Annotated in this window: 24 protein-coding genes and 2 pseudogenes; 6 read left to right on the plus strand and 20 right to left on the minus strand. The window is 68.3% G+C overall.

Annotated features, from left to right (window positions below):
• Nucleotides 1–69: 69 nt before the first annotated feature.
• On the minus strand, nucleotides 70–1,068 hold the full coding sequence (locus NAM01S_RS11790; RefSeq protein WP_067783742.1) for a helix-turn-helix transcriptional regulator: 999 nt from the start codon (nucleotides 1,066–1,068) through the stop codon (nucleotides 70–72).
• A gap of 113 nt (nucleotides 1,069–1,181) precedes the next feature.
• Here NAM01S_RS11790 and NAM01S_RS11795 point away from each other — a divergent pair, with 113 nt between their 5' ends.
• Nucleotides 1,182–1,649: a VOC family protein gene (locus tag NAM01S_RS11795; protein WP_067783745.1), complete on the plus strand. Its 468-nt coding sequence runs from the start codon at nucleotides 1,182–1,184 to the stop codon at nucleotides 1,647–1,649.
• A gap of 79 nt (nucleotides 1,650–1,728) precedes the next feature.
• A pseudogene (locus NAM01S_RS33955) lies at nucleotides 1,729–2,076 on the plus strand (aldo/keto reductase); the annotation flags it as partial.
• A gap of 277 nt (nucleotides 2,077–2,353) precedes the next feature.
• On the opposite strand, the pseudogene NAM01S_RS37275 reads toward NAM01S_RS33955, so the two are convergent.
• Nucleotides 2,354–2,524 (minus strand): annotated as a pseudogene (locus tag NAM01S_RS37275) (serine hydrolase); the annotation flags it as partial.
• A gap of 57 nt (nucleotides 2,525–2,581) precedes the next feature.
• Between NAM01S_RS37275 and NAM01S_RS11805 the strand changes: the two are divergent.
• Nucleotides 2,582–3,220 carry a DUF3841 domain-containing protein gene (locus NAM01S_RS11805; RefSeq protein ID WP_174554796.1) on the plus strand — a complete coding sequence of 213 codons (639 nt, stop codon included), beginning with the start codon at nucleotides 2,582–2,584 and terminating at the stop codon, nucleotides 3,218–3,220.
• Here the strand turns inward: NAM01S_RS11805 and NAM01S_RS11810 are convergent.
• The 12 genes from NAM01S_RS11810 to NAM01S_RS11865 all read right to left on the minus strand — a co-directional run bounded on the left by NAM01S_RS11810 (nucleotide 3,190) and on the right by NAM01S_RS11865 (nucleotide 15,621).
• Nucleotides 3,190–4,275, minus strand: a complete 1,086-nt coding sequence (locus tag NAM01S_RS11810) for a protein kinase family protein (protein WP_067783987.1) — start codon at nucleotides 4,273–4,275, stop codon at nucleotides 3,190–3,192. The genes NAM01S_RS11805 and NAM01S_RS11810 overlap by 31 nt on opposite strands.
• Nucleotides 4,276–4,876: 601 nt before the next feature.
• Entirely contained in the window at nucleotides 4,877–5,467 is a 591-nt protein-coding gene (locus tag NAM01S_RS11815; RefSeq protein WP_067783749.1) for a GNAT family N-acetyltransferase, read from the minus strand.
• The gene (locus tag NAM01S_RS11820) at nucleotides 5,464–6,441 is read right to left on the minus strand and encodes an ABC transporter substrate-binding protein (RefSeq protein ID WP_157107709.1); all 978 of its coding nucleotides are present in this window, start codon (nucleotides 6,439–6,441) and stop codon (nucleotides 5,464–5,466) included. The genes NAM01S_RS11815 and NAM01S_RS11820 overlap by 4 nt, the downstream gene beginning before the upstream one ends.
• 32 nt (nucleotides 6,442–6,473) lie before the next feature.
• On the minus strand, nucleotides 6,474–7,556 hold the full coding sequence (locus tag NAM01S_RS11825) for a FecCD family ABC transporter permease (protein ID WP_067783755.1): 1,083 nt from the start codon (nucleotides 7,554–7,556) through the stop codon (nucleotides 6,474–6,476).
• Complete coding sequence (locus NAM01S_RS11830) at nucleotides 7,553–8,362, minus strand: ABC transporter ATP-binding protein (protein WP_067783989.1); 810 nt, start codon at nucleotides 8,360–8,362, stop codon at nucleotides 7,553–7,555. The genes NAM01S_RS11825 and NAM01S_RS11830 overlap by 4 nt, the downstream gene beginning before the upstream one ends.
• On the minus strand, nucleotides 8,359–9,288 hold the full coding sequence (locus NAM01S_RS11835; RefSeq protein ID WP_067783758.1) for a GHMP family kinase ATP-binding protein: 930 nt from the start codon (nucleotides 9,286–9,288) through the stop codon (nucleotides 8,359–8,361). The genes NAM01S_RS11830 and NAM01S_RS11835 overlap by 4 nt, the downstream gene beginning before the upstream one ends.
• On the minus strand, nucleotides 9,285–10,121 hold the full coding sequence (locus NAM01S_RS11840) for a class I SAM-dependent methyltransferase (RefSeq protein ID WP_067783761.1): 837 nt from the start codon (nucleotides 10,119–10,121) through the stop codon (nucleotides 9,285–9,287). The genes NAM01S_RS11835 and NAM01S_RS11840 overlap by 4 nt, the downstream gene beginning before the upstream one ends.
• Nucleotides 10,118–11,428 carry an MFS transporter gene (locus NAM01S_RS11845; protein ID WP_067783764.1) on the minus strand — a complete coding sequence of 437 codons (1,311 nt, stop codon included), beginning with the start codon at nucleotides 11,426–11,428 and terminating at the stop codon, nucleotides 10,118–10,120. Before NAM01S_RS11845 ends, NAM01S_RS11840 begins: the two co-directional genes overlap by 4 nt.
• Complete coding sequence (locus NAM01S_RS11850; protein WP_067783766.1) at nucleotides 11,425–12,459, minus strand: mandelate racemase/muconate lactonizing enzyme family protein; 1,035 nt, start codon at nucleotides 12,457–12,459, stop codon at nucleotides 11,425–11,427. Before NAM01S_RS11850 ends, NAM01S_RS11845 begins: the two co-directional genes overlap by 4 nt.
• Nucleotides 12,460–12,461: 2 nt before the next feature.
• Nucleotides 12,462–13,511: a PLP-dependent cysteine synthase family protein gene (locus NAM01S_RS11855; protein WP_067783991.1), complete on the minus strand. Its 1,050-nt coding sequence runs from the start codon at nucleotides 13,509–13,511 to the stop codon at nucleotides 12,462–12,464.
• Entirely contained in the window at nucleotides 13,508–14,368 is an 861-nt protein-coding gene (locus NAM01S_RS11860; protein WP_253798757.1) for a hypothetical protein, read from the minus strand. The genes NAM01S_RS11855 and NAM01S_RS11860 overlap by 4 nt, the downstream gene beginning before the upstream one ends.
• Nucleotides 14,365–15,621, minus strand: a complete 1,257-nt coding sequence (locus NAM01S_RS11865) for an ATP-grasp domain-containing protein (RefSeq protein WP_174554797.1) — start codon at nucleotides 15,619–15,621, stop codon at nucleotides 14,365–14,367. Before NAM01S_RS11865 ends, NAM01S_RS11860 begins: the two co-directional genes overlap by 4 nt.
• 190 nt (nucleotides 15,622–15,811) lie before the next feature.
• Here NAM01S_RS11865 and NAM01S_RS11870 point away from each other — a divergent pair, with 190 nt between their 5' ends.
• On the plus strand, nucleotides 15,812–16,507 hold the full coding sequence (locus NAM01S_RS11870) for a DUF8020 domain-containing protein (RefSeq protein ID WP_067783771.1): 696 nt from the start codon (nucleotides 15,812–15,814) through the stop codon (nucleotides 16,505–16,507).
• A 417-nt stretch (nucleotides 16,508–16,924) separates the two neighbouring features.
• On the opposite strand, the gene NAM01S_RS11875 is transcribed toward NAM01S_RS11870, so the two are convergent.
• Nucleotides 16,925–17,380, minus strand: coding sequence for a GbsR/MarR family transcriptional regulator (locus NAM01S_RS11875; RefSeq protein ID WP_067783774.1), 456 nt, complete (start codon nucleotides 17,378–17,380; stop codon nucleotides 16,925–16,927).
• Between the two features lie 74 nt (nucleotides 17,381–17,454).
• Here NAM01S_RS11875 and NAM01S_RS11880 point away from each other — a divergent pair, with 74 nt between their 5' ends.
• Nucleotides 17,455–18,372, plus strand: coding sequence for an ABC transporter ATP-binding protein (locus NAM01S_RS11880; RefSeq protein ID WP_067783777.1), 918 nt, complete (start codon nucleotides 17,455–17,457; stop codon nucleotides 18,370–18,372).
• 54 nt (nucleotides 18,373–18,426) lie between these two features.
• Entirely contained in the window at nucleotides 18,427–19,266 is an 840-nt protein-coding gene (locus NAM01S_RS11885) for an ABC transporter permease subunit (RefSeq protein WP_253798754.1), read from the plus strand.
• A 252-nt stretch (nucleotides 19,267–19,518) separates the two neighbouring features.
• Here NAM01S_RS11885 and NAM01S_RS11890 read toward each other — a convergent pair whose 3' ends face one another.
• The 5 genes from NAM01S_RS11890 to NAM01S_RS11910 all read right to left on the minus strand — a co-directional run bounded on the left by NAM01S_RS11890 (nucleotide 19,519) and on the right by NAM01S_RS11910 (nucleotide 24,623).
• The gene (locus tag NAM01S_RS11890) at nucleotides 19,519–20,337 is read right to left on the minus strand and encodes an SDR family NAD(P)-dependent oxidoreductase (protein WP_169810840.1); all 819 of its coding nucleotides are present in this window, start codon (nucleotides 20,335–20,337) and stop codon (nucleotides 19,519–19,521) included.
• A 285-nt stretch (nucleotides 20,338–20,622) separates the two neighbouring features.
• Nucleotides 20,623–21,039, minus strand: coding sequence for a hypothetical protein (locus tag NAM01S_RS11895; protein WP_067783783.1), 417 nt, complete (start codon nucleotides 21,037–21,039; stop codon nucleotides 20,623–20,625).
• A 194-nt stretch (nucleotides 21,040–21,233) separates the two neighbouring features.
• Complete coding sequence (locus NAM01S_RS11900; RefSeq protein WP_067783786.1) at nucleotides 21,234–21,944, minus strand: response regulator transcription factor; 711 nt, start codon at nucleotides 21,942–21,944, stop codon at nucleotides 21,234–21,236.
• 166 nt (nucleotides 21,945–22,110) lie between these two features.
• Nucleotides 22,111–23,142, minus strand: a complete 1,032-nt coding sequence (locus tag NAM01S_RS11905; RefSeq protein WP_067783789.1) for an NAD-dependent epimerase/dehydratase family protein — start codon at nucleotides 23,140–23,142, stop codon at nucleotides 22,111–22,113.
• Nucleotides 23,139–24,623 (minus strand): MFS transporter, encoded by a 1,485-nt coding sequence (locus NAM01S_RS11910; protein WP_067783792.1) that lies wholly within the window; start codon nucleotides 24,621–24,623, stop codon nucleotides 23,139–23,141. The genes NAM01S_RS11905 and NAM01S_RS11910 overlap by 4 nt, the downstream gene beginning before the upstream one ends.
• Between the last annotated feature and the right edge of the window lie 55 nt (nucleotides 24,624–24,678).

Raw genomic sequence — 24,678 nt, forward strand, 5'->3', positions numbered from 1 at the left:
CTGCGGCCACGCGCTTGCGGAAGAGATGGGACGGCGGACCGAGTCGGTTGTTGTTCGATCTACCTGGAATCAGTCGATTCCGGCGGCGCGGCCTGCGCGACCGGCGAGGTCTGCGAACGCGTCGCGCAACGACTGCGGGCCGATGACCTCGATCTCGGTGTCGAACCGTGCCAATGTCGCGGCGAGGGCCGCCCAGGACCAGGAGCCGGCCAGCAGTCTGGTTCGGGTGGGCGTGAGTTCGGTGACGATGCCGTCGCTGGCGAACGGGATCACCTGTGCGGCAGGGATATCCAGGATCACCTCCCCGAGGCACGGCCAGACGTTCACGGTTTCCGAGCCTTTGAAGCGAGCCGCGAGGAAGGCGGCGACGTCACCGCCGGGCACCGGCCGGGGTGCGAAGCGCGGTCCGTTGGGGATACGTAGGGTCATGCGGTCGGCACGGTAGATCCGCCAGTCCCCGCGTTCGGGATTCCAGCCGATGAGGTACCAGCGTCCGTTGCGGACGACGAGGTGGTGTGGCTGGACCCGCCGCGGTGGCCGGAGAGCGGCATCGTCCTGCGGCGCTGGAGACTCGTAGTCGAACCGCACCTCCTCGCCGGATCGGATGGCCGCGCTGAGGGCGAGTAGCACGTGGGTGTCAGCTCGAGGATCGGTCTCTCGCGCAGCGGATTCGACGGCGCTGAGCTCGAGGGAGTCGACGCGCTGCCGCAGATGGGACGGCAGGAGCTGACGGACGGTAGCGAGGGCCCGCGTTGCGGACTCTTCGATGCCCGCACCCGTCCCGGCCGCGGCGCGCAACGCCACGGCGAGGGCGACCGCCTGGTCGTCGTCGAACAGCAGGGGTGGCAGTTCGTTGCCTGCCTCGAGTCGGTAACCACCCTCCGGTCCCTTGATCGCCCGGACGGGGTAGCCGAGCTCGCGGAGGCGGTCGACGTCGCGGCGCACCGTGCGTTCGCTGACACCGAGGCGCCGGGCGAGGAGAACTCCTGGCCAATCGCGGCGGACCTGGAGCATCGACAGCAGAGAGAGCAGGCGGCGGGAGGCCGCCGTCGAAGAAGCGGTCGGCATGTCGGCCAGACTGCCACAAGAAGCGGACATTCCCTGGCCGCTACCGATGCCAGAGTGGCTCTCGTCGCCGGAATCCTCTGGCGCGAATCATCTCCGAAGGGACTCGGATCATTATGTCGGTCAATGCTGTCGCCCACCTGAATTTCCACGGACAGGCCCGTGCGGCCCTGGAGTTCTACCAGTCGGTGTTCGGCGGTCGGATCACCGTCGCCACCTATGGCGACTTCGGGATGCCCGCCGGGTTGCCCGATACCGTCAAGGTGGTGTTCGGGGAGGTCGTCGCGGACAACGGGTTCCGGGTCATGGCCTACGACGTACCCGGCGAGAACGCGATCGCCACACCGGTCGCTCCCACGACCCGCCGCGAGAACGGCACCACCCACACCGAGGAGCCGTTCTTCCTTTCGGTCCGCGGCGAGACCACCGACGAGGTCGGCGCGCTGTGGGAACGCCTCGCGGACGGTGCGACGGTCATCGAGGAATTCGGCCCGGCGCAGTGGGCGCCCGCCTTCGGGATGCTGCGCGATCGCTTCGGCATCACCTGGATCCTCGACGTCGCGGCCGAGTACACCCCGGCCTGAGCCTCCACATTGCCCTGGGTGCGACCGGATTCCGGTCGCACCCACGGGGTCCGCCGTCAGCCCTTACACCTTGGGCACCATGAAGTTCGGGCGTTTCGGCAACCCCGACCACGACGAGTGCGTGCGCATCGTCCACCGTGCGCTCGACAACGGGATCAACACCATCGACACCGCCGACGTATACGGCGGCGATGGCGAATCCGAGCAGATCATCGGGAAGGCATTGCGCGGCCGCCGCGACGACGTCGTCCTGGCCACCAAGTTCAGCGGCCCGATGGGGCCAGACCCCAACCGGCGCGGCAATTCTCGCCGCTGGATCGTCTCCGCCGTCGAAGCGTCCCTGCGGCGTCTTGGCGTCGACCACATCGACCTCTACCAGGTCCACCACCCCGATCCTGGCACCGATATCGAGGAGACTCTGAGCGCAACCGCCCCACCTCCAGCAGCCAAGACTGCGCCGCCGCGCCAGCAACGACCGCACCGCTGGCTGACCAGCCGGCAGCAGAACCTGCGCGCGCAGACAGTCCGCCAGCGCGGCGCCGGTGACGTCGGTGACGAGCTGGCCCAGGGTGGCGAAGCCGTGCGCCGACAGTCAGGCCACGCCGGTAGCACTGGCTCAGCCGCGGGATCGGGGCGCCCGGGGGACCCTCTCCGCCGAAATCCGGGCCGAGCACCCGCAGCGGGTAGGCGATCTCCCCGATGCCGGAGGTGTGGGCCAGCAAGTGGCGAACCGTCACCGAGCCGAATTCGGGGTCGGTGGGGACCAGACGATAGGCGCGCAGGTAGTCACCGATTGGCGCGTCGAGATCCACCAGCCCGCGTTCCCGCAGCTGTATCACAGCGATCGCGGTGAACGTTTTCGTGATCGAAGCGATCCGGGGGGAGCACTAATCCAGTTGCCCGGCAACAATCGGCTACCCGATGATGGCTCGATGCGATTGTGGACGTTGCAGGCACCGGAGGTGATCAGCGCCCTCCAGTCCCGTGGTGTCTACCGAGCTGATTGGGATCTGGTCACCCCGAATTGGCGCCCTGCCTTCCGTTACATGGCCGCCGAGATGCGGCGCCGCGGCATCGAATGTCATGGCGCGCCACCGATCTGGTGTTGGCCGGGCAGGGCGTGGCGCCGGTCCGCGGTACGCTCGACCGCGAATCTGCTACTCGGCGACCACGAGTGGGCACACGGCCGCTGGCTGGTCGAACTCCGTGTCCCGGAAGCGCTGACCATGCCGACCTCCTACGCCGTGTGGAACGACTACCTCGGCTACACCATGGGTTTCGACGACGGCCCCGAACACATGGATTGGTCCGGCACCCTGGTGTGGGAACGAGACAGACTCCAGGTGACCATCCCCGAATTGCGCCGGGCGTGGGTGGTACGCGCGAAGCCCTACCCACCCGACGCCGAAACCGCCGCCCGCATCGCCGCCGATCCACTGCTTGTCCCCCACCGATCGCAGATCGAGGCACCTACATGGGCATGGCCGCCCGTCCCTGTCGCCGACCGGGATTCCGCCGAGTCCACCGGCTTCTGGGGATGTCACACGGGCGGAACGAGCACAGAGGTCTGACCACCCAGCAGGCGGCGGATCTCCTGGTCCGGATACGGAGTGCTCCGGCTCGCCTGTTGGAACGAACGCATGAACACGGACATCGCCGCGGCGATCGGCGCGTGCCGGGCGAGGAGCGCGGCGGCGCCCTCGGGGATGCCCTCGGGCGGCTTGCCTTCGGCGAAGGCACGCACCAACGCGGCGCGCGCCTCCCGGTCCTCCCGCCGGAGCCCGTACAGGGCGACGAGCAACCAGTTGACCAGGTAGGTGGTGGTGTAGCCGCGGTCGTAGCTCTGGTTCTGGTCGAAGAACGCGGCCTCGGTCGGTGAGAGGTCGAATCCGGAGGAGAGCGCGAGGCCGTAGTCGCCGAAGTAGAGGCGTTGACCGTCGGTGAGGATGTTCTCGAAGTGCGCGTCGAGGTGCAGCAGCCCACGGCTGTTCATGAACGCGGTGCCGGTGGTCAGTTCGCGCTCCACCATGGCGCAGGCCCGGTTGGCGGCCTCCTCGCCCGCTTCGATCTGGTTGTTCAGCCACTGGTGCAGGGTCTGTGGGATGTACTCCAGGAACAGCGTGATACTCGCCGAAGAGTCCCGCAGGGCCTCGATCCGGTGGCGTATCTGGGGTCGGTTGTCCCAGTAGGCGACGGCGCGGTCGATGTCGGCGAGTTCGGGCGGCAGCGGTGTCGTGTCCGGCAGCACCCGCCAGTGGTACATCAGCGGGAAGCCCTCGTGTTCGGCGGCGAGCACCCAGTTCGTCGTCATTGTGTGCACGGCGAGCTCGCGCCAGGCCCCGAAGCCTGCCCCGCCGATGAGCCCGACGCCGTAGTGGTGGAATTGCGGCAGGTCGAACAGGTTCGCCGTGGACCGGACGTGCTGCGGCTGCCGTTCCAGGTCGGTGAGGGGCACTCGTTTCACGAAGACCGGGGTTCCGGCGACCTGCAGCAGCGCCGACTTCCCGCCGATACCGGCGCCGAGCGGTGCGGCCGCGTTCACGAGCTCGCGCAACGCGTGATCGCTGTGCAGCGCCAGGACGGTGGAGACGGCGCTGTGGACGTGCAGGCGCGCCGGGCGCGACATGTCGCGGGTCGTCGCCGCGTCAGATGACGAGGACGTCACTGCGTCAAGGGAATTCGCCGCGGCCTTCATGCGGGCGTCGACCTCGATTCGGCCATGGCCACGCGGTCGTGCCGGCGGCCTCCGGAGCGGGCAGGAGGTCGGTCTGGGGCCGCACTCGACGGCGTTCCCGGCTTGTCCCCCGGAACCGCACTCTATGTCACGACCTTCACGCGACGACTCCACGTACCGAGAGACGAGGCGCCCGGCGTCCGCCTGAGGCTACGAGGCCGCTGGTATTCGGCTTGTCGCCGCCCCGGAGAGCGCGAACTGGCCAGCGCTCGATCACCGAATGCGACCGCGAACTCGCCAAACACCGCGCCGCCGACCCCGGCGCAAACCTGTCCCTCGGCGACATCTCAGCCGTCCTCGCCGCGAGGACACGATCCGACCGAGCGCGTTCGCTGAATGGAACCGCGACGACGCCGGAATCGACGACCTCGTGATCCGGTCTATCCGCGAGGGGATCGAGAACGCGAACGGCGTCCACGACGTGCTCGCCGAACCCGATCCCCATGGACTGGAGCGGACATTCGCACGATGACCACCGAACCCAGCCTGTTGTTCAGCTGTGTTCCACCACGCCCTCGTTGTTCTTGCGTGGGTTGGGCCACGCGCGAGGAAGGGGGATCTCCAGGTGCACCGTCTGGAATCCGGTGTGCGGTCCGCGGGCGTCGTGGATGATTCGGCCGAAGGTGAGCCAGAAGTCCAGGGCGCCTGGTGTTCGCGCGTCGGTGTGGAGGTACAGCCGGTCGAACGCCGGTGTGGCGGAGACGTGGTCGATCGCCTCGCGGACCAATCGGGTTGCCAGGCCGCGGCGGTGGTGTTCGGGGCGGACGTAGACCCGGAAAAGTTGTGCGGTGCTCCGGTCGGGGAATTCTTCCGCCAGCCAGGCTGGGTGCGGTGGGTGGCGTGGGCCTTGGGCGCGGATCGCCGTGGTGGCGACTATGTGGCCCTCGTGCTCGGCGACCCAGAGCTGGTTGAGCGGGTGACGCAGATACGTCGTTTCCGGGTCGATCACGTCATGGTGGTGTTCGGGCAGGTAACCGATGCCGAAGACTTCGTAGAAGGTGTCCAGCATGACGCTGCGGGCGCCGGGAAGATCGTCGGGTCCGGCCACGCGCAGTCGGTAGCCGGTGGCGGCGGGCGCGCTCATCGTTGTCCTCCGAGCTCGCGGTCGAGTACTTCGAGGCCCTCGACGGCGACCGGCCCTGGGCCGGTGTAGCCGAACGGGATGGCGATGATCCGGTTGTCGCGGATCGCGCGGAGCCCGGCCAGTTCGGGGCGCTCGCGCAGGGCGTTGCGTGCCGATTCCGGGGTCTGGGTTCCTTGGGTGAGCAGGATGATCACCTCCGGGTCGCGCTGAATGAGTGTCTCGGTGTTGGCGTCGAAGCTGCGTTTGGCGACGTCGCCGAAGACGTTGTCCAGGCCGAGCAGACGCATCTGGGTTGCGACGGTGCTGGTGCTGCCGTAGGCGCTGAGTTTGGCACCGTCGCGGGAGATGATCAGCGCCGCGGCGGGTCGGGTCGTCTGGTCGGCGGGGTGTCGGTCGGCGACCGCGGCTACGCGCTGTTTCAAAGCGGTGACCTCGGCGCTCGCGGCCGCGGACGTGCCGAACAGCCGACCGTACAGCTCGATGTCGGCGAAGATGTCGTCATAGCTTCCCGCCGCGTCGCGGCAGTAGCCGCGGGTCACCAGCAGGGGAATGTTCACCCGCGCCAGGTCGTCGGGAGTGACCGCGGCGCCCTCGTAACTCACCACCAGGTCGGGCGTGCGGTTGATGATCTCCTCGCGTGCGAGTTCACCGGTGGGAGCGGTGACTTCGATGTTCTCGAGCGCGTCGGCGTATTGGCCGGGGAACGGCGCGGTTTCGAAGGTGCGGGTGACGATGCGGTCGGCGGCGCCCGCGGCCGCGATGAGTGGAGCCGCGACGGAGCCGACCGTCACCACCCGCCGAGGCGGGGCGGTGAAGGTGACGTCGCGGCCGCAGCTGGAGATCGTCATCGGAAAGCCCTCCGACGCTTCGACGGTGGCGGGAGCAGGGCTGCCGCAGCCGGTCAGCAGCGCTGCGGTGAGCAACGCGGCGGGTAACGGCGCGAGCCGGGCGGCCCGGGTGAAACTTGTGGACACGATATCGGGGTTCCTTTCCTGCAAGGTGAGTTTCAGGTGGGTGAGTGCCGAAACCGGCGGATCAGTACCAGCAGCAGCGGCGCACCGACGACCGCGGTGACGATCCCGAGCGGAAGCTCGCGTGGCGCGAAAACCACGCGCGCCGCGACGTCGGCGACGACGAGGAACAGTGCGCCGAGCACCGCCGAGAGCGGGATCAGCCGACGATGCGTCCCGCCACCGCACAGGCGCGCGACATGCGGCACGATCAGGCCGACGAAGCCGATCGCGCCCGCCACCGCGACGACCGCGCCGATGGCGAGCGCGACAACGCCCAACGCGATCATTCGGAGCCGGACCGGGGACAGGCCAAGCGCGCGGGCGGTGTCGTCACCCGCGGCGAGCACGTCCAATCGCGCCGCGAGCAGCAGCAAGGCGCCGACCGCGGCCGCGGTGACCAGCGCCGTGGTCGCCACCGACGACCAACCGGCCGAACTGAGCGAACCCAGCAGCCAGAACAACACCGTCCGGGCGCCCTCCTGGTTGTCGGAGGCGAAGATCAGGAAGCTGGTGGCCGCGGAGAACAGGTAACCGATCGTGACCCCGCCCAGCAGCAGCCGCAGGGAGGTCATCTGCCCATTGATCCTGGCGATGGCGAACAACAGCACCGTCGCGGCCAGCGCACCGGCGAACGCACTCGCCGCCAGCGCGGCCGTGGTGGCGGCGGTGACGCCGAACAGCAGCGACACCGCGGCGCCCGTCGACGCGCCGGAGGTGACGCCGAGGATGTGCGGGTCGGCGAGCACGTTGCGCACCAACGTTTGCAGCACCGCGCCCGCGACGGCCAGCGCAGCGCCGACCATGGCGCCGAGCAGCACCCGCGGCACGCGTACCAGCCAGACGATGGAGTCCTGCGCCGGAGTCCAGTCCGCTACCGCGGGCGTCCCGAAGATGTGGTGGCCGACGATGCGTGCGACGGTGCCGGGCGGCACCCACACCGGGCCGAGCCCGATGGCAACGATCAGCGTCACAGTAAGGGCCGCACCGAGGCCGCCGAGCCACAGCACGGTGGTCGCGCGGTGCCGAGCGTGGTCGAGATCGTCGGTGTCTTCGCTGCTGGCCACGGTCGCGGTCATCGCACGGCCGCCTTTCCGGAATCGAGCATCTCGGCGTGCGCTCCTGGGTCGCGGGGGCCGAACAGCAGTTGAAGCGCGCCGAAGGCGGCCGACATGTGGACTGAGACCCCGTAGACGGGTTCGAGGATGCCGGGTGTGAGCACGTCCTCGACGGGTCCCGAGGCGGCTACCCGGCCTTGGTTCAGCAGCACCAAACGGTCGCAGTAGCGGGCGGCCAGATTCAGATCGTGCAACACCACCAGGGTGGTCGTGGTTGTCAGTTCCCGGATGAGGCCGAGCAATTCGTGCTGGTAACCGATGTCGAGATGGTTTGTCGGTTCGTCGAGCAACAGGTGGTCGGCCTGTTGTGCCAGCGCCCGTGCGATGAGCACCCGCTGTCGCTCTCCGCCGGAGAGGGCGGAGTAGGCGCGGTCGGCCAGGTGGCGGGCGCCGACCCGATCGAGCGCGGCGGCGGCGGCGATGCGGTCGGCCCGCGAGTATCCCTGCAGCGCACTGGCCCAGGGGGCGCGACCGAGCAGCACCGTCTCGGCGACGGTGATCGCCGTCTCGGCCGGCGATTCCTGCGCGACGACGGCCAGTCGCGCCGCCAGCGCCCGGCCGCGCAGTGCTTCGACCGGAGTGCCATCGATGACCACCGAGCCGGACCGGGCCCGCAGTGCGCGATAGAGCAGCCGCAGCAGCGTGGATTTACCCGAGCCGTTGGGCCCGATGAGGCCCACCATGGTGCCGGGTTCGGCGACCAACCCGACGCCGTCGAGCACGATTCGACCGCCGTAGGAGAAGCCGACGTCGTCCACGGTGATCATCGAGTCACCACCTCCACGGCGTGCCGTGGGGGCGCGGTCCAGTCCGGTGGTGCGGGTCGCCACGTGTGGTGGACCGTAACCGCTGTGCCGAAGCTGGCGCAGATTCGCTGTGCGGCAGCCACTTTCACGGGTAGATCCGGGTCTGCCTCATCCAGCAGGATGCCGGTGGTTGTGCCGCTGTGCGCGACGACCACTCCGGCCGCGCCCAAATCTCTGGCCGCGCTGATGGTCGTGTCCAGATGAGGCCGAGACCGCAGCACGGTGCTCAGTTCCGCGCTGCGGGTGGCCACCGCGCCGATCGCTGTCACATCGCGGCGCGCGACCGCGACGGCGAGAGTAGTGAGCAGATCGCTGTATTCGCGTTTGGCGGCCGCGGTGAATGCCGGCCGATTGCGGTTGAAGGCGACCGTGTCCACGTGGCCGCCCTCGTCTCCGGTGACGATGGTCAGCGGCGGCAGCGCACCGAGCATGCCCAGCAGCCGAACTTCGCGGTGGTAGAAGGCGACCGCGCCCGGATACATCACTCCATCGGAGGGTTCGATGCGCCGCAGTTCGGTCTCGATCTCGGCCGCGCTGATGTCTCGGCCCTCGGCGTCGGCCACTGCCCGCGCGGTGGCGACCAGGTCGGCGGTGGAACTGGCCAGCCCTTTGCCCTCGGGCAGATCCCCGAGCAGGGTGAGCACACCACCACGCACGACCGTCGAGCGCGCGAGTAGCGCGCTGGCCAGGGCGCGGGACTTGGTCTTGTGCGCGGGAATCACGGTGACGGTGTGGCGTTGCGGGTCGGGCTCGAACACCGCGACCGCGCCGCGGGCGATGGGCAGGGTCACCAGGAAGTCGCGGTCGTGCTCGGCGGTGGCGCCTTGCAGCAGTTCGCCGCAACTGCCGAACGCGCTGCCGACGCCGACCTGGGGTAGGGCGGTCATCGCGGGCCCGAGCCGGTGCGGCGGGCGACCACGTGTACACGGTCGCCGTCGAGGCGCTCGGACAGCACGCCGTCGGCGGGCCAGCGGGGTGTGGTCAACGGGCCCGGTGCGTCGAACAGGGCGAGCACCTCGAATCCCGCACCGGTCAGCAGGTGGCGCAGCTCCTGCGGGAACAGCAATCGCCAGGCGGTGTGCTGGACGACCGGCTCGGGACACCCGGGCCACGTCCAGGTCCGCTGTCTGCGTAGCAGTTGCGCGGGCAGGTCGACGGTGAGCGAGGTGCGCGAGGTGTAGGCGACGCCTTCCCAGTCGACCCGCCGGACGATTTCCTCGTCGAGCAGTTCGCGCCTGCCGCGATCGGTGAGCAGGAACGCACCGTTGCGCATCTCCAGGATGAGCAGCCCGCCGATACGCAGGCACGCGGCGAAACGGTCGAGCGCCGCGACTATCTCGGCGGTGTCGTGCAGGTGCAGCAGCGTGCTGCCCAAGCAGGTGAGCACGTCCACCGGCGTCTCCGCCCGCAGCGTGCGGGCGTCGCCGACGCTGAAATCCACTGCCGGGTAGCGAATCCGGGCGTACTCGACCATACGGGGTGAGATGTCGACGCCGCGGGCTCGGTAGCCGAGTTCGGTGAGGCGGGCCGCGTCGCGACCGGTGCCGGAACCGACGTCGAGCAGATCGTCGAGCGCGCCGACGCCAAAGCGTGCCACCAGGTCCGCGACGAAGCGCGCGTTGCGTTCGCCGGTGTCGGGGAAGGTGCGTTCGTAGAGCGCGGGATTGTCGGTCAGCAGGTTCTCGCTGAGCAGAACCGGGCCCTGATCGTGAGCGGTCATCGAGCGGACTCGCCTTTCGCCGTGCGACTCGTGGTCGCGGTGATCGGTCGGGGTTGTGCTGTGGTGGCCTCGGGGAGGTAGCCGCGGCTGCGCAGCACTAGCACCGCAACGGCCGACAGCAATCCGGTACCCGCGCACAGCAGGGCAGGTGGCCAGGTCAGCGGACCGCCCGCGTGGTCGACGGCCGTCCCGACGAGACTGGTGGACGCCACGGTGAACACACCGGAGGCCAGGTAGAACGCGCCGAAGTAGGTGCCGGTCAAGTGCGGTCCGCTGAAGCGGGGAATCGCCTCGTTCACGAAAGGCTGTACGGCCATCACACCGAAGGCGAGTACTACCGCGGCGACCACGACCGGCGCGACGCGCGCCGCGACCGCGACGAAGCCGTCGCCGCCGGGTGACAGAATCGCCGCGGCGGCGGGCGGGACGAGGAACGCCGCACCCAACACGGCCATGCCCAGTGCCATCGCCGAACCCCGATCGGTTCGCCGGGAGAGCATCCTGGTTGTCGGAACTTGTAGTGCCACCACCGCTATCGTCTCGACGATGAACAGCACCGCGACGGCCGCGGAGCCCGCGGACGGCCCAGCGAGATCCTGCACCTGCAGGGTGAACAGGAAGTAGATCTGGCTCTGCAGGGCGAACATGCCCATCAACGCCAGCGCGAAAGCCCAGAACCGGCGATCGGCGAATACCCGCGCGAAATCCGCGCGCAGCGCGGTGTCTCGGCGCGGGGCGGGCCGGGCGGGCAGCAGGATCAGCTGCGCGATGGTCAATCCGGCGAAGACAGCGGCCGCGGCAACTGCGGTCAACCGGAACCCTGCCCCGACCAGCAGCATCCCGACGACCGGCCCCACCGCCGCGCCGGTATTGCCGAAAACGTTGAACAGGGCGAACGCTTCGGCTGCCCGGTCGCCGCTGTCACGGGCGATGTAGGCGCGCACCGCCGGGTTGAACAGCGCGCCCGCGAATCCGGTGAGCACCGAGGCGAGCAATACCACCGGCAGGGAGCCGCCGACGGCGAACAGGGCGAACCCCGCCGCCCGGATGCCTGCGCCGACGATGATCACCCCCCGCGCGCCGAGGCGATCGGATGCCGAGCCCCCAACCAGGAACAGGCCTTGCTGGCTCAGATTCCGCACGCCGAGCACCACGCCGACCACAGCCGCCGACAGCGCCAGATCGGTGCGCAGATATTCGGCCAGGAACGGCACCAGCATGAAAAACCCGATGTTGCCGCCGAGTTGGTTGACCAGCAACAGGCGCACGGAGAGCGGAAACGTGCCGAACAGCCCGAGCCCCGTCATGCGGCCGCTCGCACGCGCCGCACGCCTAGCCCGGCCCCGGCCGGTCGACGCAGTGTGCCGTCCGCACCACCCAAACCCGTCCACGGATCATCCGCCAGCAGCAGATGACCGTCCAGATCGACCCAGCGCGCGGCCCCGATCAACTGGGCAGCAGGAGCGATGCCCAGCGAGCTCGATGCCTGGCAGCCGAGCAGCACCGGCAGCGCGCGTGCCCTCGCCCAGTCGAGCATCGTGCGCGCCGCGTCGAGGCCGCCGCACTCGGCGAGCTTGATGTTGATGCCACCGATGCCGTCGGGCAGCCGGTCCAGATCGAGGACCGAGCCCGCGTCCTCGTCGGCGAGCACCGGCATCGGCACCTCTCGGGCGACCACGGCGAGCTGGGCGGGATCACCTGCGGCCACGGGTTGTTCGACGGCCGCGATGCCCTCGTCGGCGAGCGCGCCGAGCACCGCGACGGCGGTGCGGACGTCCCAGGCGCCGTTGGGGTCGAGCAGGATTTCCGCGGTCGGCGCAGCCGCGCGAATCGCCCGGACGCGTTCGACGTCCTCGGCCGGTTCCGGTGCGCCCGCTTTGATCTTGAGCACGGTGAACCCCGCCCGCGTCAACCGGTGTGCGGTGGCCTCTGCCTCGACGGGGCTCATCAAGCCGATCGTGTACGCGGTGGGTACCGAATCCCATTGCGGCAGACCGAGGTACTCACACAACGGCAGTCCCGCGCGGCGGGCGAGCACGTCGTGCACCGCGCTGTCGAGTGCGGCGACCACCGGCAGCGGGAAGTCCGCGCGCAGGCGCGGCAGCAGCGTGCGGACATGCTCAGGATCGGTGCAGGCCGCGATCCGCTCGGCGAGCCCGCCTAGTGCGGTGTCGATCGCGGCGAGGTCGAGGCCGAGGCGTGGACTGCTGACGACTTCACCGTGTCCGGTATGCCCGTCGGTGGTCAGCGTGACCCACGCCGCGTCTCGCTCCCCCATCGACGCACGCGAGATACGCAGCGGGCGGGACAATTTCAAGGTGGTAGCCGTCCACGTCATTCTCACGCGTGGATCTCCTTGCCCAACGGGTCCCGGACCACGGCGCACCGCGCCCACCCCCGCGCCTCCTCCGCGTCGGGCGTCGGCAGTTCGACCGGCTCGGTGACGGTCGGTCCGAGCAGTCCGTTGCCTCGGCACCATTCGTCGTCGTAGATACTGCGCAGGTAGCGATGCGGGCCGTCGGGGAAGACGGTGAGTACGCGAGCATCAGGCTCGCGCCGTGCGATCCAGGCGGCGACCAGCGAGGTCGCCCCGGTGCTCCAACCACCCGCGAGACCCACATCGGCGGCCAGCCTCCGGCAGGAGGCCACGGCTTCGGCCGCACCGACCCAGTGCACTTCGTCGAAGTCGTCGTAGGCGACGTTGCGCGGCAGGATGCTGCTGCCGAGGCCGCGCATCAGTCGTGGGCGGGCCGGCTGACCGAAGATGCGCGAGCCGACCGAGTCGACGCCGATGACCCGCAGACTCGGCCAATGGGCGCGCAGCACCCGGGTCAGTCCGGCGCAATGGCCGCCGGAGCCGATGCCCGCGACGAGCACGTCCGCGTGGTCGACCTGTTCGAGCAGTTCATGTGCCATGTCCGCGTAACCGGCGGCGTTGTCGGGATTGTCGTACTGGTCGGGCCAGTACGCGCCCGGTGTAGCGTCGAGCAGTTCGGCCAGCCTGTCGAGCCGGGCGCGCTGCCAGCCACCCTCGGGATGTGGCTCATCAACCACTTCCAGACCGACGCCGAAGGCGGTGAACAGCGCGCGCATCTCCGGCTCGAGTTCGTCGTCGACCACGAGCACGACTGGGTGACCAAGTGCCTTCCCTGCCAGGGCAAGGCCGAGACCCAGTGTGCCGCTGGTCGATTCGATCACCGTCGCACCCGGGGCGAGTTCGCCGCGGGCGCGGGCCGCGCTGAGCATGGACACCGCCGCCCGCGCCTTCATGCCCGCGATGCTCGCGGCCTCCAACTTGGCCAAGTAGCTGCTCGCTCCGGCCGGGATCGGGACGACGGGGGTGCCGCCGACCAACCCGAGGAGCGCAGGCTGCGGGGCAGGGCCGATCATCGGGTGCACGGGAGCCCCCCGTCACGGTAGCGATACAGGGTGCTCGGGCCACCGTCGAGGGAGAAGAAGGGATACGGTTCGGCCGAAATCGCCGTGACGCCCCTGCCGAGGAACCACGGCAGCACCGCGCTGCCGGTCTGGGCGAACAGCACCAGGGGGATCGTTCGGGCGTTCGCTTGGCTCAGCAGTGCGTCGAATGTTCGGTTACCCAGCGTCATTCCGGTGACCAGCATCGCGTCGTAGTCCGACGGCGCATCGGCGACGTTTCGGTGCACGGGCTCATCCCATTCGGTTCGCCCCCCGAGGAGATCGCACGGGTAGTAACCGATGCCACGGGCACGCAGTGCCGCGAGCAGCGAGCCGACCACGCCGACGACCAGCACGCGCCGCACGTCCGAGGGCAGCAGGTCCACCACGGCCTCCGCGCGCTGCCGGGACTTCTCGAGCGAGCTGCCCGCGGTCAAACCGACGGACTCGGCAGCGACACCACCTGCGGCAGGGTGCGGCCACGAATGCATCAAGTAGGCATCCAAGACAGCGATTCGGATCGCAGCCAGTGGATGGTCGAGCAGCTGCGCGACCGTCGCGCCGACACAGTCGTCGAGCAGGTCCGCGTGTGCGGAATCGTCGCCGGGCTCGAGCCCGCACGAGCCGACGGCCGCGCCGACGCGAATGCTGAGCACCTCGTTCCGGTAGCCGCCGTGACGGCCTGCGTGCCGAGTGCCGTAGCGGGTATGGAACGCGGTGGCCACCGCCAGGTCGGCCGGGTCGGCCCCCAGGCGACCCTTCCTCGCCAAGTCGGTGAGTTCACCGACCGAGCGCGGACGCGGCAGCACGGTGATATCCGTTGTAGTCATGCCGTCACCTGCGCGACGTCGACGATGAGCTTGTCGATCAGGTCACGCGCCAAATCGCCAGCGGTACCCGGTTTTTCGTCGACCACCATGACATGGCCGAGATACGTGTTGTTGTCGGTCGCGACCCGTACCCGCGTGCCGGGCTCCGCTATGACGTGCTCGACGATGCGTGGATCGGCGTCCCACTGCTCGGCACCGGATACGGCCGTCAGCTCACCGGCGCGGTCGGCGACCGCGAAGGCGATGGCGGCGCTGCCCGTACCGGTCGGACGTGGGGTCAGATCGGGGGTGCCGCCCGCGGCCACCTCGGCATGAACGGCTGCCAGGTCGATGCCGGTCACCAGGCGAACCAGTTCGGTGATCCGATTGCCCGCCGGACGGGGATTGACCTCGATGAGCCGGGGGCCGTCGGCGGTGAGCTTGATCTCGGTGTGCGCGACGGTGTCGTCGAGACCGAGCGCGGCGATCGCCGCACGAGCCACCGCGCTGAGAGCGGCCTGCTCGGCGGCGGTCAGCGCGGCAGGGAACATGTGCCCCGCCTCGATGAACGCCGGTGCTCCGGTCAGCCGCTTGTCGGTCACGCCGACCACCGTGGTGTGGCCACGCACGGTGACCGTTTCGACGCTGAATTCCGGTCCTACCAAACACTCTTCGAGAAGGATCTGCGGCGCGCGCGCCTGCCCCCGCGCGTTCACCGGGAAACCGGCGATCCGCTCGACAGCCGCACGCAACTGCTCCTCGTCGTCGACGCGACAGACATACATGCCGCCGCACAGGTCGACCGGTTTGACGACCAGTGGGTATCCGATTTCCGTTGCGGCGTGCGCTAATTCGTCCCATTCCTCGCCTACGGCGAAGGCCGGTCCCGGTACCTCGGCGTCCCGGCACAGCGCGCGGGTCCGATGCTTCTGGCAGGCCGCCGCGACGGCCTCCCGGGTGGGGCCGGGCAAGCCAAGGTCGGCTGCGATCGCCGCCACGGTGGGCAAGTAGTAGTCACACGAGGACAGCACCCCATCGAAGGCCAGCACCTCGTGCAGCCTGCGCACGTACGGCACGAGCGCGGCCTCGTCGTTGGTCTCGGCGGTCAGTACGTTGGCCGCCGTCAGCAGCGGATGCGTGCCAGGCTTTCCGCGCAGGTAATGACTCAGATCTCGGGTGAGGAAGCTGAACGTGTGTCCGCTCTCCCGTATCCCGGCCGGAAGCAGTGTGCTCATCGAGCCGACCCAGCTCTCCACCATCAGTAGATGTCCCACAAACCCTCCAAGCTCGAGCGGCACATAATGATAACCATTTCCACCAAGAGCGCAACTGGCTTCGATGAAGGCTCAACGAGAAGTGTTGCTGCACAACGAATTTCACGAAGAAGTTGCTGATAATGATAATCATTACCGATAATGATCCGGCCGCGCTACCTGTGCGGCCGAATCACGATGAGGAACCACCATGTTGCTGAGGACCCTTGCCGCGCCCGCACTGGCGCTGACCGCCCTGATCGCCGCGACAGGCACCGTACACGCCGACCCGGGTGACGACCAGGCCATCTCCTTCACCGCTCATGCCACCGACACGTCCTCGGTCATCGAAATCGACTCCGGCGCATTGGTTGTCGAGGATGGAGCGCTGAAAGTGAAGTCCCGAGATGGCGTTACGGTCGCCGGGACGCCGTTGAAGTTCACTCTCGACGAGTTCGAATTCCCGATCGACGCCGCGATCTCCGGCCGCACCGCGACACTGACGCCGGACCTGTCGATGGACCGCGCGGTCTACAAGCCCGTCGCGCTGCCCTACGAGGACAAGGCGCCGTGGAAGACCGAATACGAGCGCGAGCAAGCCGCCTGGTCCCGGATGACCAGCACGATCAGCATGGGCGCCACCATCGGAACCTTGGTCGGCGGCCTTGGTGGAGCCGCGGTCGGCTGTGTGCTCGGCGGCATCGCGGGCGCGACCATCGCCGCGGGAACCATCGCGGGTCTGTTCGGTCCGTTCATCCCCGCCGCGGGCGTCGGCTGCCTCGTCGGCATCGCCGCGGTCGGTGCTCTCGGTACCGTCGCGGGCCAGATCCTGGTCACCGCCCCCGTGGCAATCGGCGCCGCGATCCAGTACTTCACCACTGTCAACAGCCCGTTCCCGGCAAAGTAGAAGCGGGGCAGAGCCTATCGCCGCTCCGATAGTGGCAGCCGCGGTCGCAGTCTCGAGAACGCCCGCGGATCGGTGAGTGCCGAACGTGGGTACCGACTCGGCGGCGAGGCATCGCCGGTGCCGGCCGACACCTCGGGCGGTGACGGCGATCGAACGAACCCAACGCGATGGCGGTGACGAACGCGCGACGGGTTCGTTCGTGACGCCCTGGCCGCGCCAGGCCTCTAGAAGCCGGGCCGTGCCACGAGTGCCGATCTCGGTGCGTGAATGCGCGCACCGGGTCGGGCTCGACGCCAACGCCGCCGCCATATCAAGGCCGTGCGCACGGTGAGCAGCAATCGCTTCATCCCGCCACTGCCTCGACTGGCAGCTTTCACACAACCGCCTGGCACGGCATCGGTGCGGCCATGCGCGGCGTCAGTGCTCGTCGCGCCAGCGGTCGATGAGGGCGGGCATCTCCTGCGCCATATAACCGTAGAAGTCCTGCATCTCATGCATCCGGGCGGCGGTCGCGGTGTTCTCGGCGACGGCGTCGAGGCCGTCCTGGGCGGCGTCCTGCATCACTTTCAGCATGGCGTTCTGCTGTGAGAACAGGTGTGCCCATACGCCTTTCGGGAAGCGGTAGTGCTCGCGGCGGCTTCCCGGTGCGGGTACCCGCTCCACCATCCCCGACTGGGCCAACTGCTTGATCGCCGTCGATACCGCCCCGGTGCTGATCGACAACTGCTCGCACAAGTCGGCGGCGGTCATCGTCTCCTGCTCGGTGTACAGCAGGGCGGTCATCACCCGCGCCGTCGCCTTCTGCATCCCGCCCTGCGCCAGGGTCAGAGCCAGCCGTTCGGCCGCATCGCGAAGTCGCTGCTTGGAGTCCATGCGTCACATAGTACAGACAACTCCAACTATTCAGAGCCTTCACGAATCTCTGAAACTTCGTTAATGTATGAGTCATGAGCAACGCCATCGAAATCCGTGACCTCACCAAGGCGTACGGCACTCGCCGGGGCCTGACCGGTCTCACCCTCGACGTCCGCGCCGGTGAGGTGTTCGGCTACCTGGGGCCCAACGGCGCGGGCAAGTCCACCACCATCCGGCTGCTGCTGGACCTGATCCGTCCCACGTCGGGCACCGCCACCGTGCTCGGGTTGGACCCGCGCGCCGACGGGGTCGAGATGCGCCGCCGGATCGGTTATCTGGCAGGCGATTTCGTCGTCGACGGACGGCAGCGGGTGCGTGACTGCCTGCGGTTCCTCGGCGATCTGCGCGGCGGTGTACCCCAGCGCCGCATCGATGACCTCGCCGGCCGCCTCGGTCTCGACCAGACCGCGACGATCAAGAGCCTGTCCAAGGGCAACCGGCAGAAGGTCGGGCTGGTGCAGGCGTTCATGCACACACCGGAACTGCTCATACTCGACGAGCCCACCTCGGGCCTGGATCCCTTGGTGCAGCAAACCTTCCTGGAACTGATCACCGAGGCCGCCGAGAACGGGCAGACAGTCTTCATGTCCAGCCACATCATGGACGAGGTCGAAGCCGTCGCCGACCGCATCGGCATTCTGCGCGACGGCCACCTCGTCGCCCTCGATACCGTCGCCGATCTGCGCGCCGCAGCCACCCGTCGGATCGAAATCGGTTTCGCCGCACCGGTATCGGTCGACGAGTTCCGAGGTCTGCCCGGACTGGTCGACCCCGCACTCGACGACGCCGGCACCACGCTGCGCGCCGGACTGACCGGCACACCCGACGCGATCGTCAAGGCCGCCGCCCGGCACACCGTGCTCGCACTGCACACCACCGAACCCCACCTCGACGAGATCTTCCACAGCTACTACGCAGGCGCCGAAGCCGCACCACAAACCGCCGTCTGACAACCGCACGCGGAATTACCCAGTCCGCCACAACTTCTCGCAAAAGGAAAACGCGTGACCACAGTCTCCACCGCCGCAGCCCCGATGATCGACCGCGCTGCGGCCACCGCCCACACCGTGGTGCTCACCAAGACCCTGCGCGTGAACCGCCGCAGCCTGCTCGGCTGGACCGCGGGTGTCACCCTCGCGGCCGTCATCTACGCCAGCTTCTACCCGCAGATGGCGAAATCCGGTGGCAGCCAGACCGAGAACCTGCCCGAAGGCCTGCGCGAAGCCCTCAACATGAACGACATCGCCTCAGCGCCGGGCTATCTCGGCTCCACGGTATTCGGGCTGATCGTGCCGCTGCTGGCGATGTTCTTCGGCGCGGCCCTCGGCGCCCGTGTCAGCGCCGCCGACGAGGAATCCGGCACCCTCGATCTGCTTCTGGCACACCCCATCACCCGGACATCGTTGATCCTGCAGCGCTTCGCCGCCCTCGTCGCCGCCGCCACCGGCTTGGGCGCGGTGCTCTGGCTGGCCATGCTCGCCATCCGCGGCGGCGCCGACCTCTCCGCGGTCAGCCCCGGCCAGTTCGCCGCCCAGTGCCTGCATTTGATCCTGCTCGCTGTCGCGTTCGGCGCCCTGGCCACCGGCCTCGGCGCCGCCTTCGGCCGCCGCAGCGTAGTCTTCGCCGTCACCGCTGTCGTCGGCGTGGCCGCCTACGCGGCACACGCCTTCGCCGGCCAGATCGGCCTCGACTGGGCCACCTACCTGTCCCCGTTCCACTACTACATCGACAGCGAACCCCTGCGGAACGGTGTGGGCTGGAGCGGCATCACCGTCCTCGCCGCCGCCTCGATCACCCTGGTCGCCGCAGGCAGCTACCGATTCAATCACCGCGACCTCGGCTGAAAAGCGAACGCCACTGGGCCTACTGCTCGGAGACCCTATGGATGCCGAGTCGGACCGGGGCGCCGCAGCACATGCGGCGCCACCGGACCGAAGCCGTCGACAACGACAGCGACGTCCTGCGAACGGGGGACCCGGACTATGAATACCCGTCTCGCCTCCGAGATCGAGTCCACGTCATGCATGAGACGGTCGACCTGGGAACAAGCGGCACTGCGTAACGTCACCAGCGAAACGGGAGCTGCGCCAACCGATTTACACCGGACCCAGGTCATCACCGCGCGTGTTGGCAAGGGCGGTGACCCGGGCGTCGCTGGTCGCTTGATCCACGGAATCGTCCCGGAGGTCGATGCCGCCGGCCAGCCAGCCGCCATCGATGGTGAACACACTTCCGGTGATGAACGACGCGCGATCACTTGCCAGAAACGTGACCAGGTCGGCGACCTCCTCACGACGCCCTGGTCGGCGCAATGGAAATCGGCTGGCAAGGTCGAGTTCCTGCCCCATCTTCCGCATGAGGTCGCTACTGGCGATAAACCCCGGGCAGATGGCGTTGACTCGGATGCCGATCGGACCCAGCTCCAGGGCAGCGGATTTGACCAAACCGAGCACACCGTGCTTGGACGCCGAGTACGCCGATGACATCCGGCCGCCGGTGAGCCCGGCCGCCGACGCGGTGACCACCACCGAGCCGCCACCGACGTCGCGCATCGCCCGGCCCGCGGCCTGCAGACCGAGCAGGACACCGCGCAGGTTCACCGCCATTGTCCTGTCCCACTCGTCCAGTGGGTATTCCAGAACACCGGCCCAATGTCCGGTTCCAGCATTGAGATGCGCGATGTGCACAGCGCCGTAACGGGCAACGGTCTCGCTGACCATTTCATCGTTGTCCTCAGGGGATGCGACATCGACCCGCAGGCCGAACGCTTCTCCACCAGCGGCCCTGATCTCCGCGGCCGTCCGCTCGACATTCTCGACGTTGTGTCCGGCGCAGCACACCCGCGCTCCCAGCGCCGCCAGCGCGGCTGCGGTCGCAGCACCGATGCCGGACCCGGCCCCGGTCACGACCGCCACCTTCCCGCCGAGCGAAACGATTCCCTGCTCCGTCGTCATCAATCGCGTCCCTTCTTGAACCAGGGTCGAATTCCCTGGGCTGACACGAGACGCCACTTACTCGGCTCTTGTGACACGACAACGGCGTGATGTGTGCCACCGCACGCGCTGCCATCGCAGCGATCCGGAACCGCTCTTTGCTGGACGTGCTCGCCTCCGAGGTCGTCCTGGTCAGCGATGGCGGCGGCGTCAAACACGCAGCGCTGCGGCCGGTGATCGTGGTTGGCGGCTCGCCCAAGGTCGAGGCTAGGGCATGAAGCTGTCGAGATGGTCCGCGAGTGCGTGGGCGAATGCCAACGCGCTGGTTTCCACGTCTGTTTCTTGTTGCGGTGTCGGGCTTTTGGCGTAGGTCCTGTTCAACCGGATGTGCACTACGGCGTTACCTATGCCTTCTTGCTCGGGCCGCTCGCTCCGAAGCTCGATGCTCGGGTCATAGAGGTTGCCGGCGAAGCGCGACACCGAGTCCCTACCCACAGCATGGACCGGCGAGCAGTCGGCGGGCGGGTCGGTGTACGGCGGCGCTGCCACGTCGGATTTCGTTGTGCTGCAACCCATCAGGGCGAGGCAGCAGCCCGAGGCCAGGCTCCCGATTCGCAACCACGTCGTACCCGGCCTCATGACGGCACGCCCCAGCCAGGTCCCGTCGGATTGCGTGGTTGCCATCCCGGAACGGTCAGAGCCGCAGGCACTTTCGATTTGCCGCCTGTGTCGACCATGTACTTGCTGAGATTAACGATCAACGTCTTCGTGTCTGTCATAAACGTGGAGACAAACTCCAACGCGGCGCTCTGACGCCACCAGTCAGCCCCTTGGGATCTGTCGAGACTTCGGAGGATGAGCGGATGCCCGCCAGGTTGTCAGTGCGGGATGTGGAGCCGGTATCCGAGGCCTCGGACCGTGATCACGAGGCGTGGATCCGATGGATCGCGCTCGATCTTGGTTCTCAGTCGCCGCATGTGGACGTCGACGATTCGCTGGTCGCCGAAGAACCCGCGATCCCAGACTCGCTCGAGCAGTGCCGCGCGGGAGAGAACCCGTCCCGCTGCGTCGGCGAGTTCGCACAACAGGCGAAACTCGGTCAGCGTCAGATGAAGTTGTTCGTCGCCGCGGCGGACCGCGCCTCGGCTCGGCGACAGCACTACGGGCGCGTCCGATTCGGGGTCGAGGACGATGTCCGGTGGCGATTCCCGTGCCGTGCTCGTTCCCGCGCGTCGCAGCAGGGCTCGCATCCTCGCGGTGATCTCTTCGACTTGGAACGGCTTGGTGACGAAGTCATCGGCACCGGCTTCGAGGGCGGCGACCACGTCATGGGTGTCGTCGCGTGCACTGACCACGATAATCGGGACATCGTGGTCTCGTCGAACTTCCCGGATGCAGGTGAATCCGTCCATTTCTCCCAACCGAAGGTCGACGATCATGACATCCGGTGCGCCCCTTCGCCGCACATGAGTCAGCGCGATCTCGGCTTCCTCGGCTTCGGCAACGTCATAGCCCTCGTCTTCCATCGCCATCCGCAGGGCGGTTCGGACGCGATCATCGTCCTCCACGATCAGGAGGCTGCTACCCATACTCATTCCTCGCGCACGTGCGGCAGTGCCCGCCGACCGTCGGTGGATTCGCATGCTCGAGTGGGGAGCATGCAGCGACTGGGCCACAGTGCCAGCCCATTCGACCACAGGTTCGTCACTTCGGCACGACCTATGCGAGTGATTCGCTCGTTCTCTGTGCATGCGCTCAGACCTGCTGCGCGAGCCGCGGCCAGCCCTGGCGTTGGGTTCCCAACCACCGCAAGCTTTCCCGGACGGCTGTTCGCCAGTCCTTGTGGGGGATGTAGCCGAGCTTGCGTGTGGCGTAGTCGCTGGGACATGGCCAGTCCTCGGCGACGTGTACCAGTGATCGGGTGAGGAAGGGATCGGCGCCGGGCAGGATCGGGTGCAGCGTCTCCATCAGCTTGCCGAAGCCGTAGCCGGTGCGATAGGACACGCTGAACCAGGGTGCGGGAACACCGATTTCGGATGCGACGAATTCGATGACCGCACGCGCTGTCGGGAATTCCGGCCCGCAGATGTTGAACGACTCGTAGGGGGCCAGTCGCTCGGCGAGTGCGGCTGCGGCGACTCCCGCGCCGAGGTCGGTGTCGCCGACCAACGCGAGGCGGGCGCGTCCGCCGTCGATCCATGGCACGAGTCTGGTGCGCAGCCGCGGCACGAGGGCGGGAATCAGTCCCAGCGTGTTACCCGCACCGACGAAGTGCCCGAGTCGGAGGGTGACCATGCCGGTGCCCTCACCGCTGGTCTCCTTCAGGTGGTGGTCCACGTCGATCAGGCGGTCGGCGTGCGGCCAGAAGCCGGTGTATCGCGGCGGGGAGAAGTCGTCGACCGGCTCACCGTCACGGCTCGGTGTGCCGATGGCCACGGTGGCGGCGAGAACGAACCGCCGCACGCCGGCCATCCTGGCTTGGTCCGCGAGGTCGATCGCGGGTTCCATGAAGTGCGTGCGCTCCTGGGTTCGATGCGCCCAAAAGGCTCCCCACGTGCCGAGATGGCATACCACGTCGACATTTCGAACGACGGCGCGGCGGTAGCCGGGGTCGAGCAGGTCCCCGGGGCGCACCTGCCCGGTGAACCAGTCGGGCAGCCGGGCCGGGGTGCGGCAGGCCGCGATCGGTTCGGCTTCTGGATGCGCGGCCAAGGCGCGCAGCGCCTGGGTGCCGAGGAAGCCGGTGGCTCCCGTGACCAGGACCCGCGTGCGGCGCGACGTGCTCATGCGACGCCCTCCGATTCCAGACGCTGCCCGGCGGGCACCGGGGCGCCGAGTTCGCCTGCCCGCCTCGGATGCCTTGTGCTGCCCGCGCGCAGGCCGATCATCGCGGCGGCGAGGGCGAAGAGGCCGCAGACCAGCAGTGCTCGCTGAAATCCGGACGTGAACGCCTCGGGCTGCGGTACTCGGGCGGCCAGTAGATCGTTGGTCCGGGAGGTGGCGATAGCGGTCAGGATCGCCAATCCCAGTGCGGCGCCGAGTTGTTGCGAGCTGTTGAGCAGCCCGGCCGCCAAGCCGGCCCGGTCGCTGGGCACCCCGGCGTTGGCGGCGGTCGTCACGCCGACGAAGACCGCGCCGAGGCCGATCGAAACGATCAGCAGGCCGGGCAGCAGATCCGGCAGGTAAGCGCCGTCGACCGGTATACGCGAGAGGTAGAACATCGCCGTCGCGGCGATCAACCCGCCCCCGACGATCACCGGACGGGTGCCGATGCGGTCGAACAATCGGGCGGACACACCCGCGGCGATCCCGATCCCCGCGGTCACCGGCAGATACGCGGCGCCGGCCTCGATCGGCGAATAGCCCAGCACATTTTGCATGTAGAGGGTGAGGAAGAAGAACATCGAGACGAATCCGGCGAAGGCGAACATCTGGGTGGCGTCGGCGGCGGCGAGTCCCTGGATCCGGAAGATTGTGAAGGGGAACAAGGGATTGCGGTGGCGCAGTTCGTTGCCGACGAAAGCGAGCAGCAGCACCGCCGCCGACGCCAGACCAGCGAGGGTTGCGACGGTGTCCCAGCCGTGTTCTGGCGCCTGCACCAAGGTGTAGACCAGCACCAGCATGCCTCCGGTGGCCAGCACCGCACCGGCGGCGTCGAAGTCGCGGACCCGGTCACGGGGTCCGTCGATGGGCAGCAACCGGTGCGCGGCGATGATGATGATCAGGCACACCGGCAAATTGACCAGCAGCACCCACCGCCAGCCGGGCCCTTCGGACAGCACACCGCCGAAGAAGACTCCGGTCGCGGCGGCCAGTCCGGATACCGCTCCCCACATACCGAGGGCCCGGTTGCGGTCGGTGGCGGAATTGAAGGTCGTGGTGAGAATCGACAGTCCGGCCGGGGCCATCATCGCGGCGCCGATGCCCTGCAGCACGCGGGCGCCGATCAGCATCTCCGGGTTGACGGCCAGACCTCCGGCCAGCGAGCACACCGCGAACAGCGTCGTTCCCGCGACCAGCATGCGCCGCCGCCCGATCAGGTCCGCGGCCCGCCCACCGAGCAGCAGGAATCCGCCGTAGGTCAGCAGGTAGCCGCTGAGCACCCACTGCACGCTCTGGGCGGTGAACGCCAGATCCGCCCGGATCGAGGGCAGCGCGACATTGAGGATCGAGGAATCGACGATATCGAGGAATTGCACCGCGCACAGCAGGAGCAGGACGAGTCGGCCACGGCTGGTGGCCAGCTTCGAATCGGGTTCGGCATCCATGATTCACCTTCAACTGGACTATTCGGTCCAGTTGAAGCTAGCACGCTATGGACTA

The sequence above is a fragment of the Nocardia amikacinitolerans NBRC 108937 genome, from assembly GCF_001612615.1.
Taxonomy (GTDB): Bacteria; Actinomycetota; Actinomycetes; order Mycobacteriales; family Mycobacteriaceae; genus Nocardia; species Nocardia amikacinitolerans.

Bases quoted from the DNA above. Each gene is read 5' to 3' on its own strand.
- NAM01S_RS11790 (WP_067783742.1), bottom strand. From the start codon at position 1,068: ATGCCGACCGCTTCTTCGACGGCGGCCTCCCGCCGCCTGCTCTCTCTG.
- NAM01S_RS11795 (WP_067783745.1), top strand. From the start codon at position 1,182: ATGTCGGTCAATGCTGTCGCCCACCTGAATTTCCACGGACAGGCCCGT.
- NAM01S_RS11805 (WP_174554796.1), top strand. From the start codon at position 2,582: ATGCGATTGTGGACGTTGCAGGCACCGGAGGTGATCAGCGCCCTCCAG.
- NAM01S_RS11810 (WP_067783987.1), bottom strand. From the start codon at position 4,275: ATGTCGCGCCCGGCGCGCCTGCACGTCCACAGCGCCGTCTCCACCGTC.
- NAM01S_RS11815 (WP_067783749.1), bottom strand. From the start codon at position 5,467: ATGAGCGCGCCCGCCGCCACCGGCTACCGACTGCGCGTGGCCGGACCC.
- NAM01S_RS11825 (WP_067783755.1), bottom strand. From the start codon at position 7,556: ATGACCGCGACCGTGGCCAGCAGCGAAGACACCGACGATCTCGACCAC.
- NAM01S_RS11830 (WP_067783989.1), bottom strand. From the start codon at position 8,362: ATGATCACCGTGGACGACGTCGGCTTCTCCTACGGCGGTCGAATCGTG.
- NAM01S_RS11835 (WP_067783758.1), bottom strand. From the start codon at position 9,288: ATGACCGCCCTACCCCAGGTCGGCGTCGGCAGCGCGTTCGGCAGTTGC.
- NAM01S_RS11840 (WP_067783761.1), bottom strand. From the start codon at position 10,121: ATGACCGCTCACGATCAGGGCCCGGTTCTGCTCAGCGAGAACCTGCTG.
- NAM01S_RS11845 (WP_067783764.1), bottom strand. From the start codon at position 11,428: ATGACGGGGCTCGGGCTGTTCGGCACGTTTCCGCTCTCCGTGCGCCTG.
- NAM01S_RS11850 (WP_067783766.1), bottom strand. From the start codon at position 12,459: ATGACGTGGACGGCTACCACCTTGAAATTGTCCCGCCCGCTGCGTATC.
- NAM01S_RS11855 (WP_067783991.1), bottom strand. From the start codon at position 13,511: ATGATCGGCCCTGCCCCGCAGCCTGCGCTCCTCGGGTTGGTCGGCGGC.
- NAM01S_RS11860 (WP_253798757.1), bottom strand. From the start codon at position 14,368: ATGACTACAACGGATATCACCGTGCTGCCGCGTCCGCGCTCGGTCGGT.
- NAM01S_RS11870 (WP_067783771.1), top strand. From the start codon at position 15,812: ATGTTGCTGAGGACCCTTGCCGCGCCCGCACTGGCGCTGACCGCCCTG.
- NAM01S_RS11875 (WP_067783774.1), bottom strand. From the start codon at position 17,380: ATGGACTCCAAGCAGCGACTTCGCGATGCGGCCGAACGGCTGGCTCTG.
- NAM01S_RS11880 (WP_067783777.1), top strand. From the start codon at position 17,455: ATGAGCAACGCCATCGAAATCCGTGACCTCACCAAGGCGTACGGCACT.
- NAM01S_RS11895 (WP_067783783.1), bottom strand. From the start codon at position 21,039: ATGGCAACCACGCAATCCGACGGGACCTGGCTGGGGCGTGCCGTCATG.
- NAM01S_RS11900 (WP_067783786.1), bottom strand. From the start codon at position 21,944: ATGGGTAGCAGCCTCCTGATCGTGGAGGACGATGATCGCGTCCGAACC.
- NAM01S_RS11905 (WP_067783789.1), bottom strand. From the start codon at position 23,142: ATGAGCACGTCGCGCCGCACGCGGGTCCTGGTCACGGGAGCCACCGGC.
- NAM01S_RS11910 (WP_067783792.1), bottom strand. From the start codon at position 24,623: ATGGATGCCGAACCCGATTCGAAGCTGGCCACCAGCCGTGGCCGACTC.